Source organism: Nocardiopsis suaedae (genome assembly GCF_027706745.1).
GTDB classification, from domain to species: Bacteria; Actinomycetota; Actinomycetes; order Streptosporangiales; family Streptosporangiaceae; genus Nocardiopsis_A; species Nocardiopsis_A suaedae.
Genome location: NZ_JAQFWP010000010.1, coordinates 17,772 through 30,421 on the forward strand (window position 1 = coordinate 17,772; position 12,650 = coordinate 30,421).

The window sequence follows — 12,650 nt, forward strand, 5'->3', positions numbered from 1 at the left end:
CACGTTATAGCCTCGCGGTCATGGCCGAGCCCGTGATCGTGGAAGCCGTCCGTACTCCGATCGCCCGGCGGCGCGGCGCGCTCGCCGGGACCAAGCCGGTCGAGCTGCTCGGCCGCGCCCAGCGCGCCGTGCTGGAGCGGGCCGGGGCCGACCCCGCCGAGGTGGACCAGGTCTTCGCCGGGTGCGTCACCCAGGCCGGGGAGCAGGGCAACCACGTGGGGCGGCACGCCTGGCTGCACGCCGGGCTGCCCTGGCAGGCGGGGGCGACCACGCTGGACGCCCAGTGCGCCTCGGGCCAGCAGGCGGTGCACCTGGCCGCGGCGATGATCGCCTGCGGCGCGGTGCGCACCGCCGTGGCCTGCGGCGTGGAGGTGATGAGCCGGGTCCCGCTGGGCCGCGCGGTGCACCCGGACGACCCCCGCCCCGCCGACTGGGACGTGGACCTGCCCGACCAGTTCACCGCCGCCGAGCGGATCGCCGCCCGGCGCGGCCTGACCCGCGCGGACCTGGACGCCTGGGGCGTGCGCTCGCAGCACCGGGCCGCCCGCGCCTGGGCCCAGGGCCGGTTCGACCGCGAGGTGGTGCCCGTGCCCGGCCTGGACGCCGACGAGGGACTGCGGGAGACCACCCCCGAAGGGCTGGCGGCGCTGCGCCCGGTGGGCGAGGGCGCCCTGCACACCGCCGGGACCAGCTCGCAGATCTCCGACGGCGCCGCCGCCGTCCTGCGGTCCTCCGCCGGGCGGGCGCGCGAGCTGGGGCTGCGTCCGCGGGCCCGGCTGCGCGCGCACGCCCTGGTGGGCGCCGAGCCGCACTACCACCTGGACGGGCCGGTGCGGGCCACCGAGAAGGTGCTGGGCGACGCCGGGATGGTGCTGGGCGACGTCGACGTGGCCGAGGTGAACGAGGCCTTCGCCGCGGTGGTGCTGTCCTGGGCACATGTGCACGGGGCCGACACCGACCGGGTGAACCCCAACGGCGGCGCGATCGCCCTGGGGCACCCGGTGGGGGCGAGCGGCGCCCGGCTGGTGGCCACCGCCCTGCACGAGGTCGAGCGCCGCGGGGGCACGACGGCGCTGGTCACCATGTGCGCGGGCGGGGCGCTGGCGTCCGGGGCGGTGCTGGAGCGCGTCTAGGGGGTGAGCAGGTCGGCCAGGTCCTCGAAGAAATCGAGGACCGGGTCGCCACCGCCACCGCCGTCGTCCGGGGGTGTGGGCGGCGCGCTGGGCTCGGGCTCGTCGGGCTCGGAGGTCGGGCCCTGGGGCGGCGCCGCGGACGGCCCCGGAGGCGCCGGGGACGCCGGGGACGCCGGGGGCGCCGACGGTGCGGCGGACTCCGGCGGCGCGGAGTCCGCCGGGGGCGCCGCCTCGGAGGAGGGCTCCGGGGCCTCGCCGGGGCGCACGACCGCCGTGTCGGTCGGCTCCTCCCGGCCGCTCCGGCTCCCGGCGACGGGGGAGCGCTCCCCCGTCGCCGGGGGCGGCGCGCCGTCGGGCGTGAGCGTGCGGGGCCCGTTGAACCAGAACACGGCCGCGGACAGCAGTACCGCCACCGCCACGGTGACCAGGCCGGAGACCGCCGCGCCGGGCCAGTGCCGGCCGCCGGTCCCGTCGGCGGGGCCGCCGGGCCCGGCCGGGCGGGGGACGTCGGCGGTGGTGACCCGGTCCCCGGGCAGGGCGTCCCCGGGCAGGGAGCCCTCGGGCAGGGACGCGGTGCGCGGATCGCCGGCCGGCGGCTCGGTGCGGTCCGCGGCGGGCGGCGCCTGCGGTCCGCGGCGGCGGTGCAGCGGGAACCCGTCGTGGCCCAGCGGGCGCATCCGGGCGGCGGACTCCTCCCGCTCGACCGCGCCGGAGGGGGCGCCGCAGGCGCGCACCGTCCGCTCGCGCAGCCCGGCGGGTGGGCCGGGGGGCTCCAGCAGGTCCAGCGCCGCCCCGGTGTCGGCGGCCTCACCGCCGCGCCCGGCCTCCTCCAGCGCCTCGGCGAGCAGGTCGGCCGCGCGCCGCCCGGCGGCCCGGCACAGCTCGGCGCAGGTCTCGGGGTCCAGGCCGAGGATCCGGGCGATCTGCCCGGCGGTCAGGCCGTGGCGGCCGTGCAGTTCCAGCAGCTCCCGGTAGCTGGGCGGGAGGCGGCCCCACATGGCGCGGGCCGGGCGCTCGCCGGGCGCGGCGGGCACCCCGTCGAAGGGCGGCCCGGGGGCGAACCCGGCGTGCCGGCAGGCGGTGCGCGCCAGGGCGAACAGCCAGGGCCGCAGGTCCTCGGCGTCGGCGCACTCCAGGACGGCGGCGGCGGCCAGCGCCTCGCGGACCGTGTCGCCCGCGGCGTCCGGCCCCACCAGGGTCCAGCAGTAGCGGTACAGCTCGGCGGCGTGCGCGTCGTAGAGCGCCGCCGGTTCGCCGCGCGGTGCCATCGCTCCTCCCCTCCGTGCCCGAGCCGCTCTGTGCCCGAGGGTCCCGCACCGGCCGGGGCCATGGGCCGGGTGCGGGGACAAGGAGAGGAATCCGTTATCTCACTCGCCCCCGCGCGAGGGGGTGCCGATGGCGATCATCCGCTCCACCGAACGGCGCGCCCGGTCGGCGGTCGCGGTGTCGACGCGGATCTCCCCGCTGCCGGTGCGCAGCGACTCCAGCAGCTTCTCGCCGGTGATCATCTTCATGTAGTGGCACTCGGCGCGCGGGTTGACCGGCTCGAAGGAGGTGTCCGGGTTGGCGGCGCGCAGCTGGTGCAGCATCCCGGTCTCGGTGGCGATGAGCACCTTGTCCGCGGTGGTGGTCTCGGCGGCGGCGAGCATGCCGCCGGTGGAGAGCACCTTGACCCGCTCCTGGGGGACGGTGCCCTCGCCGACGAGGTAGAGGGCGGAGGTGGCGCAGCCGCACTCGGGGTGGACGTACAGCTCGGCGTCGGGCTCGGCGGCGGCGCGCTCGCGCAGGGCGGCCCCGTCGATCCCGGCGTGCACGTGGCACTCGCCCATCCACACGTGGATGTTCTCCCGTCCGGTGACCCGCTTGACGTGGGCCCCCAGGAACTGGTCCGGGAGGAAGAGGATCTCGGTGTCCTCGGGGACGGACCGGATGACGTCGGCGGCGTTGGAGGAGGTGCAGCAGATGTCGGTCTCGGCCTTCACCGCCGCGGTGGTGTTGACGTAGGCGACGACCACGGCGCCGGGGTGCTCGGCCTTCCAGGCGCGCACGTCCTCGGCGGTGATGGTGTCGGCCAGGGAGCAGCCCGCCTTCGGCTCGGGCAGCAGCACGGTCTTCTCGGGGGCGAGGATCTTGGCCGTCTCGGCCATGAAGTGGACCCCGCAGAAGACGATGGTGTCGGCCTCCACATCGGCGGCCAGGCGGGACAGGGCCAGCGAGTCGCCGGTGTGGTCGGCGACGTCCTGGATCTCGGGGCGCTGGTAGTTGTGGGCGAGGATGACCGCGCCGCGCTCATCGGCGAGGCGCCGGACCTCGGCGGCCCAGGTCTGGCTTGCGTTGACGGTGGCCATGGCCGGTTCTTCCTTCGGAACGGGTTTTTGACTTGTAGGCAAAAACTCGAAAAAGCCTAACATGGGGGGCCATGGACGACACAGCGGGCAGGGGGGCGCGGGCCGGGCACGAGGTCCTGGCCGCGGTGCTGCAGATCCGGTCCGGGCGGCTGAGCGTGCTGCTGTGGCGCCGCGCGCGCCCGCCGTTCGAGGGCGCCTGGGTGCTGCCGGGCGGGCGGCTGGGCGGCGACGAGGGGCTGGGCGAGTCCATCCGGCGCCAGCTCGCCCAGAAGGTGGACGTGCGCGACCTGGCCCACCTGGAGCAGCTGGAGACCCGCGGGGCGCCGGACCGGTGCCCGGGCGGGCGCACCCTGGCCACCGCCTACCTGGGCCTGGTGCCCGCGCACATCGAGCCGGTGGTGCCGGCCGACACCGCCTGGCACCCCGCCTCCGACCTGCCGTCCATGGGCTACGACCACGCGGCGATCGTGCACTCGGGGCGCCGCCGGCTGCGCGCCAAGCTCTCCTACACCAACATCGGCTTCGCGCTGGCCCCGCCCGAGTTCACCATGTCCGAGCTGTCCGGGTACTACCGGGCCGCGCTGGGGCACGACGTGGCCGCCACCAACCTGCGCCGGGTGCTGCTGCGCCGCGGCCAGATCGAGGAGACCGGCCGCTCGGTGCCCTCCGGCCGCTCCGGCGGCCGCCCGGCGGCGCTCTGCCGGTTCCGGGCCCCGCGGTTGGAGGTGACCGACGCCTGCGCGGTGCTGCGCCCGCCCGGCGCGGCCCGTCCGGATCAGCGCCCTCCGTGCTAGCGTCCTGACCGTGATGATGAGGAGTGTGGTCTTCGACGTCGGGGAGACGCTGGTCGACGAGACGCGCATCTTCGAGCGCTGGGCCGACCGCCTCGGCGTCCCGCGCCTGGCCTTCTTCGGCCTGATGGGCGGGGTGATGGCCCGCGGGCGTCCGCTGATGGACGCCTTCCGGCTGGTCAAGCCCGGCTTCCGGCTGGAGGAGGAGGTCGCGGCCTGGAGGGCCGAGGACCCCGGCACCCCCGCCGACGGCTTCGACTCCGGCGACCTGTACCCGGACGTGCGCCCGGCTCTGGCCGAGCTGCGCGCGATGGGCCTGAACGTGGTGGTGGCCGGGAACCAGCCCGCGCAGGCCCGCGCCGCGCTGGAGGCCATGGACCTGCCGGTGGACGCGGTGCACGTGTCCGAGGAGTGGGGGCTGGAGAAGCCCGACCCCGCCTTCTTCGAGCGGGTGGTGCGCGAGACCGGCTCGGCCCCCGGGGAGATCGCCTACGTGGGCGACCGGCTCGACAACGACGTGCTCCCCGCGCGCGCCGCCGGGATGGCCACGGTGCTGGTGCGCCGCGGCATGCACGGCTACCTGCACGCCGACGACCCCGACGCCAAGCGGGCCGACCTGGTGGCCGACTCCCTGACCGACATCCCCGCCTGGATCGCCGGGCGCCGCTGAGGACGGCATGATCACCTTCGAGGGCGTGACGAAGCGCTACCCGGACGGCACCGTCGCCCTGGACGGGCTGGACCTGCGGGCCCCCAGCGGGCGCACCACCGTGCTGGTCGGCTCCTCGGGCAGCGGCAAGACGACCGCGCTGCGGGCCGTCAACCGGCTGGTGGAGCCGACCGGCGGGCGGGTCCTCATCGACGGCACCGACGTGCGCGAGCGCGACCCGGCGCTGCTGCGCCGCTCCATCGGCTACGTCATCCAGCAGGCCGGGCTGTTCCCGCACCGCACCGTGCTGGACAACATCGCCACCGTGCCGCTGCTGCTGGGCTGGGGCCGCCGCCGCGCCCGCTCCCGCGCCGCCGAGCTGCTGGAGCTGGTGGGGCTGGAGGCCGCGCAGGGGCGGCGCTACCCGCACCAGCTCTCCGGGGGCCAGCAGCAGCGGGTGGGGGTGGCCCGCGCGCTGGCGGCCGACCCGCCGGTGCTGCTGATGGACGAGCCGTTCAGCGCGGTCGACCCGGTGGTCCGCGCGGGCCTGCAGGACGAGCTGCTGCGCCTGCAGTCCGAGCTGCACAAGACGGTGCTGTTCGTGACGCACGACATCGACGAGGCGGTCCGGCTCGGCGACGGCATCGCCGTGTTCCGCCCGGGCGGGGTGCTGGCCCAGTACGACACCCCCGAGCGGCTGCTCGCCGAACCGGTGGACACGTTCGTGGAGGGGTTCGTCGGCTACGACCGGGGCGTGCGGCGGCTGTCCTTCTTCCCCGCCTCCCGGCTGGAGCTGCACACCGACGCGGTGCTCGACGGGGGCCGGACCGCGGGCGCGGCCGCGCGCACCGCCGCCGCCACCGGTGAACCGTGGCTGCTGGTCACCGGCGCCGGCCGGGCCCCGCTGGGGTGGCTGTCGGCCGGGCGCGCGGCCGCCGCCGACCCCGAGCGGCCCCTGGAGTCCCTGGAACTGGAGGGCTACGGCCACATCTTCCACGTGGAGGCCGACTCGCTGCGGGCCGCCCTGGACGCCGCGGTGCTCTCCCCGGCGGGGCGGGCCGTGGGGGTGGACCCCGGCGGCGCGGTGCTCGGCGTGGTCTCCCAGGCGGACCTGGCGGCGGCGATCTGGTCGGTGGGCGAGGACACGGTGGGCGAGGACACGGTGGGCGGGGACACGGTGGGCGGGCAGGACCATGGGTGAGGTGATCCGCTGGGACTGGATCGCCCGCGGCCTGGAGGACCCGATCGGCACCGCCGTGCTCCAGCACCTCCAGCTCTCCCTGGTGCCCATCGCCCTGGGCCTGCTGGCGGCGCTGCCGCTGGGGGTGGCCGCCGCCCGCTGGCGGCGGGTGTACCCGCCGCTGCTCACCGTGGTCAACGTGCTCTACGCGGTGCCCTCGATCGCGCTGTTCTTCCTGCTGCTGCCCTACACCGGGCTGACGATGTGGACCGCGGTGCTGCCGCTGGCCCTGTACACCCTGGCGATCCTGGTGCCCAACATCGTCGACGGGCTGCACCAGGTGCCCGGCCACGTGCGCCAGGCCGCCACCGCGATGGGGTTCGGCCCGCTGCGCCGCCTGGTGCTGGTGGAGCTGCCGGTGGCGGTGCCCGCGGTGATCGCCGGGCTGCGGGTGGCCTCGGTGGCCACCATCAGCATGGTCAGCGTCGCCTCCATGGTGGGCCTGGGCGGCCTGGGGGCGCTGATCCTGCGGGAGGGGTTCAACAACCGCTTCGCCACCCCCATCATCGTCGGCGTGGTGCTGACCGCCGTGCTCGCCTTCGCCGTCGACGGGCTGCTGGTGCTGGCCCAGCGGCTGCTCACCCCGTGGGTGCCGCGCCCGGCGCGCGGCCGGGAGCGCAAGGGGGTCCGGTGAGCATCTACGAGCTGGTCGCCGCCTGGTTCTCCGACCCGGGCAACTGGACCGGTCCGGGCGGCATCCCCGCCCGCTTCGCCGAGCACACCGCCTACTCGGCCGCGGCCATGGCGGTGGCCGCCGCGATCGCGGTGCCGCTGGGCCTGGCCACCGGGCACACCGGCCGGGGCGGGCTGCTCGCCGTGGGGCTGGCCAACGCCGCCCGCGCGCTGCCCACCATCGGCGTGATGTTCCTGGTGGTGCTGGCGATGGGGATCGGCCTGGTGCCGGTGCAGGTGGCGCTGGTGGTCCTGGCGGTGCCGCCGATCCTGGTGAACACGCATGAGGGGGTGCGCGCGGTCGACCCCGGCCTGCGCGACGCCGCCGCCGGGATGGGCATGCGCGGGCCGCAGGTGCTGCTGCGCCTGGAGCTGCCGGTGGCGCTGCCGATGGTGCTGCTGGGGCTGCGCACCGCGGCGGTGCAGGTGGTCTCCACCGCCACCATCGCCGCCTACGTCGGCGTGGGCGGCCTGGGGCGGTTCATCTTCGACGGGCAGAACCGCCAGGAGTTCGGCATGGTGGCCGGGGGGTCGCTGCTGGTGGCGCTGATGGCGGTGCTGGTGCTGGTGTTCTTCTGGCTGCTGCGCCGCCTGGCGGTGTCCCCCGGGCTGCGTGCCCGCGAGGCCGCCGTCCGGGAGTAGTCGACGTTCGAGGGAGTTGGGACGATGCGCAAGAACCGCGTGGGCCTCGGAACGGGGGCGGCCGCGGCCGCCGGGGCGCTGGCGCTGGCCGCCTCGGCTTGCGGCGGAGAGGACCCCTACGCCGACGGCGGCGGGGGCGGCGGCTCCGGGGTGATCACCGTGGGTTCGGCGGACTTCCCCGAGTCGGCCCTGCTCGCCCAGATCTACGCCCAGGCGCTGGAGGCGGCCGGCAACGAGGTGGAGACCCAGCTCAACATCGGCAGCCGCGAGGTCTACTACGACCAGGTGGAGTCGGGGGCCATCTCGGTGCTGCCCGAGTACAACGGCGGCATCCTGCTCTACCTCGACCCGGAGGCCGAGTCGGGCCCGACCGAGGAGACCAGTGAGCGGGCGGCCGCGGAGCTGCCCGACGGGCTGAGCATCCTGGACGCCTCCCCGGCGGAGAACAAGGACTCGGTGACGGTCACCCAGGAGACCGCCGACGAGGAAGGGCTCACCGAGATCGGGGACCTGGCGGACGTGGCCGGGGACATGGAGATCGGCGGGCCGCCGGAGTTCGAGACGCGCCCGCAGGGGCTGCCCGGCCTGAAGGACGTCTACGGGGTGGAGTTCGGCGGGTTCCGGTCGCTGGACCCGGCGCTGGTGCCCACCGCGCTGAACGACGGGGACGTGCAGGCCGCCAACCTGTTCACGACCGACCCGGCGATCGCCTCCGAGGGGTTCGTGACCCTGGAGGACCCGGAGAACCTGTTCGGCGCGCAGAACGTGGTGCCGCTGATCCACGACGCCTCGGTGCCCCGCGACGCGCGCGAGGTCCTGAACCGGGTGTCGGCGGAGCTGACCACCGAGGACCTGGTGGAGATGAACGAGCGGGTCGGGGTCGAGCACGAGAGCGCCGACGCGGTGGCGGCGGACTGGCTCGAGCAGGCGGGGCTGGACTAGAGGATCATGGCCAGGATCAGCCCGGCCACCAGGATTCCGAGAACCGTGTAGAAGCCGTCCATGCGCCCATTGCACCGCCCGGGCGGCGCCCTGTGAACTGGCGCCGCCCGCACAGCGGTGTGCCCGGAGGGTAGCCCCCGGCGACCTCTCTAGAGAGTTTCGCTCACTTCAGGGTGCGGTACCGGCCCTCGAAGCGCACGAGCGGGTGCGCCCCGCCGCCGACCCGCGGCAGGCCCGTCACCTCGGCGAAGTAGACGGCGTGGTCGCCCACCTCCAGGCTCTGCCGGACCGAGCACTCCAGCGCGGCCAGGGCCTCGGTGAGCACCAGCGCCCCGGTGTCCCCGCCGCGGTCGTGCGGCTCGGCGGCCAGCAGCAGCCGGGCACTGGGCCGCCCCTCGGCGGAGAACCGCCCGGCGATGGCGCGGTGCCCGGCGCCGAGCACGCTGACGGCGAAGGCGCCCTGCCGGTCGATCACCTCGCGCAGGTACCCGTCGGAGACCACGCTGAGCATGACCACCGGCGGGTCGGCCGAGATCGAGCACAGGGCGCTGACGGTGCTGCCGATGTCGTCGCGCCCGTCGCGCACCGCCACCACCGCCACCCCGGTGGGCAGGGCCGCCATGGCCTCGGTGAAGGCGCCGGGGGCGGGGGCGCTCACCGCACCTCCCAGTCGCCGGGCAGCACCAGCGGGCCGGCGGCGGGCAGGCCGGCGCGGGCCGACAGCTCGGCCAGCGGCCCCCAGGCGTCCAGCCGGGTGCGGGCCGCCGCGGAGCGCTCCTCGCTGGACTCGGCGGGGCGCAGCCGCTCCAGGGCGCCCATGCGCGGGAAGGGGCGCAGCGGCGCGTGCGGCGCCCCGGCCAGTGAGCGGGCCAGCCGCACCGCGGTCTCCAGCCCGCCCAGGGCGTCCACCAGGCCCCGCTCGTAAGCCTGGGCGCCGGACCACACCCGGCCGCGCGCCAGCCGGTCGACGCGGTCGGCGTCGAGGCCGCGGGCGATGGCCACCTTCCCGGTGAAGTCGGCGTAGACCGCGTCCAGCAGGGCGTCGACCCGCTCCCACTCGGAGTCGGTGAAGGGGCGGGCGGTGGAGAACATCCCGGCGTGCGGGTCGCTGTCCACGGTCCCGTACCCGATGCCCAGGCGGTCCATCAGCCCCCGGGCGTCGGGCTTGGCGACGAACACCCCGATGGAGCCGGTGACGGTGCCGGGCTGGGCGACGATGCGGTCGGCGCCCAGGGAGACGTAGTACCCGCCGGAGGCGGCCACGTCGCCCATGGACACCACCACGGGTTTGCCCGCCTCGCCGGTGAGCCGCACCTCGCGGCGGACGGCGTCGGAGGCCGAGTGGGAGCCGCCGGGGCTGTCCACCCGCAGCACCACGGCGCGCACCGAGGAGTCGCGGCGGGCGGCGCGCAGGGCGGCCGAGACGGTCTCGGCCCCGGCGGTGGTGCGCCCGGTGGGGGAACGGCGGGAGTGGCCGGAGTGGATCTGGCCGTGCATCCCGATCAGCGCGATCTGGCCGCGGCCCGGGTGCGGCCCCATCTGCTCGGCGGCGGCCCGGTGCCGGTTGTAGCGGGAGGCGAAGCGCAGCACCGGCTCGGGGCCGCCGTCCTGGACGCTCTTCAGCAGGTCGGCGTAGACCTGGTCGCGGTAGGCGAGCCGGTCCACGAGCCCGGCCTCCATCGCCTCGGAGGCGGTGAGCGGGGCGCGGGCGGCCAGCTCGGCGACGCGTCCGGCCTCCAGGCCGCGGTCGGCGGCGATGCCGGTGCGCACCTGTTCGGAGAGCGACTCCAGCAGCCCCTCGGCGGCCGCGCGGTGGGCGTCGGTGAAGCCGTGCTCGGTGAAGGTGTTGACGGCGGTCTTGTACTCGTGGCGGGCGGCGGTCTCGGGGCGCACCCCGGCCTTGTCGAAGGCGCCGCGCAGGAAGAGCGCGTTCAGCGACAGGCCGGTCAGCCCGACGGTGCCGGTGGGCGCCAGGGCGATCTCGCCGAAGGCGGCCGCCAGGTAGTAACCGACGGTGCCGGGGCCGAAGTCGCCGATGGACTCGCTCCAGGCCACGGCCGGCTTGCCGGAGGCGCGGAAGTCGGCGACCGCGTCGCGGATCTGCTGCACGGCGGCCAGCCCGGCGGGGGCGCCGCCGACCTTGGCCAGCACCCCGCCCACGCGGGGGTCGCGGGCGCCGCGGCGCAGGCCCTCCACGATGTCGGTGAGCCGCTCCCGGCGGCGCGCGAGGACCTGGGCCAGCGGTGGGCCCGGCGGCCCGTCGGTGGTCCCTTCGGTCAGGTCGAGTTCGAGGACCAGCGGTGCGGTGCGCCTGCGCCGCAGGTCGGCCAGTGGGGCGATGAGGTCGGGAAGGTCCGCCATGCCCACAGGGTAGTGGCGGTCGGCTATCGTCGGAGGGCCGATCCGGGGCGGATGCGGCACCGGTTGTCGAGGAAGGGACCGATGTCCGAGGCGTTGGGGCTCAAGGCGGTGGCGGCCGCGGGGCTGCTCCTGCTCGCCGCCGGGTGCGGCGGCGGTGGCGACGGCGACGATGGCGGTGACGGCGCGGGCGGGGCCCCGTCGGTCGAGGGCGCCTACACGGACGCGCTCCCGGCGGCGTCCGCCTCCCTGTCCGGGACGTCCTTCGAGGGCGTGGCGATCGGCATGCCCGAGGGGTGGTCGCGCTCCGACGGGAACGGGCGCATGTGCATGGACCCGCCGGAGGGCGAGCGGTGCGGCTACGGGTCGGTGCAGCTGTACCCGAAGGCCGCCGAGCGCCACGGCGGGGACTGGCCCGCCAAGGGCACCGCGTACAACGAGAACGACGGGTGGCGCGGCGGGGACGCGTCCTGCCGGGCCCCGGGGGCCGAGGGCCAGAAGCCCGGCGGTGCCGAGCTGACCGTCGGCCCGCCGGAGGTGACCGAGCACGCCGACGGGCTCCGGTCGCACCACCGGGTCTGGGAGGTGGAGTGCGACGGCGGCGCCTCGTTCGAGGTGCGCATGTGGTTCCTGCCGGACAGCGACGTGATGGTGTACGTGCCGTCGGTGGACCCGGCCTATGGGCCCGTGTACGACCAGGTGGCCGCGTCGATGGACGTCACCGAGTACAAGAAGGCCCGGGCTGAGGAGCAGAAGAAGGAGCAGGAGAAGAAGGAGCAGAAGGAGAAGGACGAGAAGAAGGAGGAGAAGAAGGACGACTGACCCGGAGGGGGACCGCCTCCCACCAGGTGGCGCACCGCCAGGCCCACTCCAGGGGGCCGTAGCGGAAGGCGCGCAGCCACAGGGAGGAGAACACCCACTGGGCGGCGAGCACGCCGGCCGCCAGTGCGAACAGGGCGCCCCACATGAAGCCGGAGCGGAAGTCCAGCAGGGCCCCGGCGGCGAGCACGGCCACCGTCGCGGTCACGTAGTTGGTCAGCGCCATGCGGCCGAGCGGGGCGAAGACGGCGCGCAGGGCCCCGGCGAGCGGGGTGCGCATCAGCAGGGCCAGGCCGCTGACGTAGGCCGTGGCCATGAGCAGCCCGGCCACCGCGCTGGAGGCGGCGAAGCCGGAGTTCTCGACCTCTCCGTACTGCCACAGCGCCGCCGGGACCGCCGCGGCGGCGGACAGGGCGAAGGCCAGGGCGGTCCACCCGGTCAGCCGGTCGAGGCGCTGGGGGACCCGGTACCGGGCCGTGGCCAGGCCCAGCAGGAACAGGCCCGGGATGAGCAGCGTCCCGCCGTGGCCGAGGGCGGCGGGGACGGCGGTCCCGGCGGCGCCCAGGGCCAGCACCGCCCAGGAGGGCAGGTAGCTCGCGGGCAGCAGGACCGCGATCCCGAAGACCGCGTAGGGGGTCAGCGCCTCCCCGGGCTGCAGCACCTGGTGGGCCAGGCCCAGCAGGCCCAGGGCGGCCAGGCGCCGCACCAGGAGCAGCCGGGGCCGCGGGTGCCGCCGCCCGGCCGACTCCAGGAAGATCGCGAACCCGATCCCGAACAGGAACGAGAAGACCGGGAAGAACCGCTCGGCGACGAGCAGGTCCAGCCACACCTCGGGGGCGGCCGCGGGCAGCCCCTGGCCGGGCGGCAGCGCTTCCAGCACGTCGGCGCCCATCTGCGTGATGGGGCCGATGTTGACCGTCAGGATCCCGCACAGGGCGAACCCGCGGACCACGTCCAAGGCGTCGATGCGCCGACCCGGCTCGGCCACGGCGCTCTCCTCTCGTCGTACTTCTCGACCAGGGAGAACGTACGCGGCGCGGCGCGGGCGGCGGATCG

General features: G+C 76.0%; 13 protein-coding genes. 8 read left to right on the top strand and 5 right to left on the bottom strand.

Annotation, left to right across the window (positions count from 1 at the left end; genetic code table 11):
- Positions 1-20 precede the first annotated feature (20 nt).
- A complete protein-coding gene (locus tag O4U47_RS07330) occupies positions 21-1,133 on the top strand; it encodes a steroid 3-ketoacyl-CoA thiolase (RefSeq protein WP_270676858.1) in 1,113 nt (370 codons plus the stop codon).
- Here O4U47_RS07330 and O4U47_RS07335 read toward each other — a convergent pair.
- Together O4U47_RS07335 and nadA are read right to left on the bottom strand one after the other, a co-directional pair.
- On the bottom strand, positions 1,130-2,401 hold the full coding sequence (locus tag O4U47_RS07335) for an RNA polymerase sigma factor (protein WP_270676859.1): 1,272 nt from the start codon (positions 2,399-2,401) through the stop codon (positions 1,130-1,132). The genes O4U47_RS07330 and O4U47_RS07335 overlap by 4 nt on opposite strands.
- Positions 2,402-2,500: 99 nt before the next feature.
- Positions 2,501-3,481, bottom strand: a complete 981-nt coding sequence (gene nadA / locus O4U47_RS07340) for a quinolinate synthase NadA (RefSeq protein WP_270676860.1) — start codon at positions 3,479-3,481, stop codon at positions 2,501-2,503.
- 71 nt (positions 3,482-3,552) lie between these two features.
- Between nadA and O4U47_RS07345 the strand changes: the two genes are divergently transcribed.
- Genes O4U47_RS07345 through O4U47_RS07370 form a run of 6 tightly spaced genes read left to right on the top strand, consistent with a single transcriptional unit; the run spans position 3,553 to position 8,417 of the window.
- Positions 3,553-4,275: an NUDIX hydrolase gene (locus tag O4U47_RS07345; protein WP_270676861.1), complete on the top strand. Its 723-nt coding sequence runs from the start codon at positions 3,553-3,555 to the stop codon at positions 4,273-4,275.
- A gap of 16 nt (positions 4,276-4,291) precedes the next feature.
- Positions 4,292-4,942 (top strand): HAD family hydrolase, encoded by a 651-nt coding sequence (locus O4U47_RS07350; protein WP_270676947.1) that lies wholly within the window; start codon positions 4,292-4,294, stop codon positions 4,940-4,942.
- Positions 4,943-4,949: 7 nt separating this feature from the next.
- On the top strand, positions 4,950-6,122 hold the full coding sequence (locus tag O4U47_RS07355; RefSeq protein ID WP_270676862.1) for an ABC transporter ATP-binding protein: 1,173 nt from the start codon (positions 4,950-4,952) through the stop codon (positions 6,120-6,122).
- A complete protein-coding gene (locus O4U47_RS07360) occupies positions 6,115-6,795 on the top strand; it encodes an ABC transporter permease (protein ID WP_270676863.1) in 681 nt (226 codons plus the stop codon). Before O4U47_RS07355 ends, O4U47_RS07360 begins: the two co-directional genes overlap by 8 nt.
- Positions 6,792-7,475 carry an ABC transporter permease gene (locus O4U47_RS07365; RefSeq protein WP_270676864.1) on the top strand — a complete coding sequence of 228 codons (684 nt, stop codon included), beginning with the start codon at positions 6,792-6,794 and terminating at the stop codon, positions 7,473-7,475. Before O4U47_RS07360 ends, O4U47_RS07365 begins: the two co-directional genes overlap by 4 nt.
- A 24-nt stretch (positions 7,476-7,499) precedes the next feature.
- Positions 7,500-8,417 (top strand): ABC transporter substrate-binding protein, encoded by a 918-nt coding sequence (locus tag O4U47_RS07370; RefSeq protein ID WP_270676865.1) that lies wholly within the window; start codon positions 7,500-7,502, stop codon positions 8,415-8,417.
- A 163-nt stretch (positions 8,418-8,580) separates the two neighbouring features.
- Here O4U47_RS07370 and O4U47_RS07375 read toward each other — a convergent pair whose 3' ends face one another.
- Together O4U47_RS07375 and sppA are read right to left on the bottom strand one after the other, a co-directional pair.
- Positions 8,581-9,039 (bottom strand): flavin reductase family protein, encoded by a 459-nt coding sequence (locus tag O4U47_RS07375; RefSeq protein WP_270676948.1) that lies wholly within the window; start codon positions 9,037-9,039, stop codon positions 8,581-8,583.
- A gap of 32 nt (positions 9,040-9,071) precedes the next feature.
- Entirely contained in the window at positions 9,072-10,778 is a 1,707-nt protein-coding gene (gene sppA, locus O4U47_RS07380; RefSeq protein WP_270676866.1) for a signal peptide peptidase SppA, read from the bottom strand.
- An 81-nt stretch (positions 10,779-10,859) separates the two neighbouring features.
- On the opposite strand from sppA, the gene O4U47_RS07385 reads away from it, so the two are divergent.
- Positions 10,860-11,597: a hypothetical protein gene (locus tag O4U47_RS07385; RefSeq protein WP_270676868.1), complete on the top strand. Its 738-nt coding sequence runs from the start codon at positions 10,860-10,862 to the stop codon at positions 11,595-11,597.
- On the opposite strand, the gene O4U47_RS07390 is transcribed toward O4U47_RS07385, so the two are convergent.
- A complete protein-coding gene (locus O4U47_RS07390; RefSeq protein ID WP_270676869.1) occupies positions 11,494-12,582 on the bottom strand; it encodes a DUF418 domain-containing protein in 1,089 nt (362 codons plus the stop codon). The genes O4U47_RS07385 and O4U47_RS07390 overlap by 104 nt on opposite strands.
- Positions 12,583-12,650 lie beyond the last annotated feature (68 nt).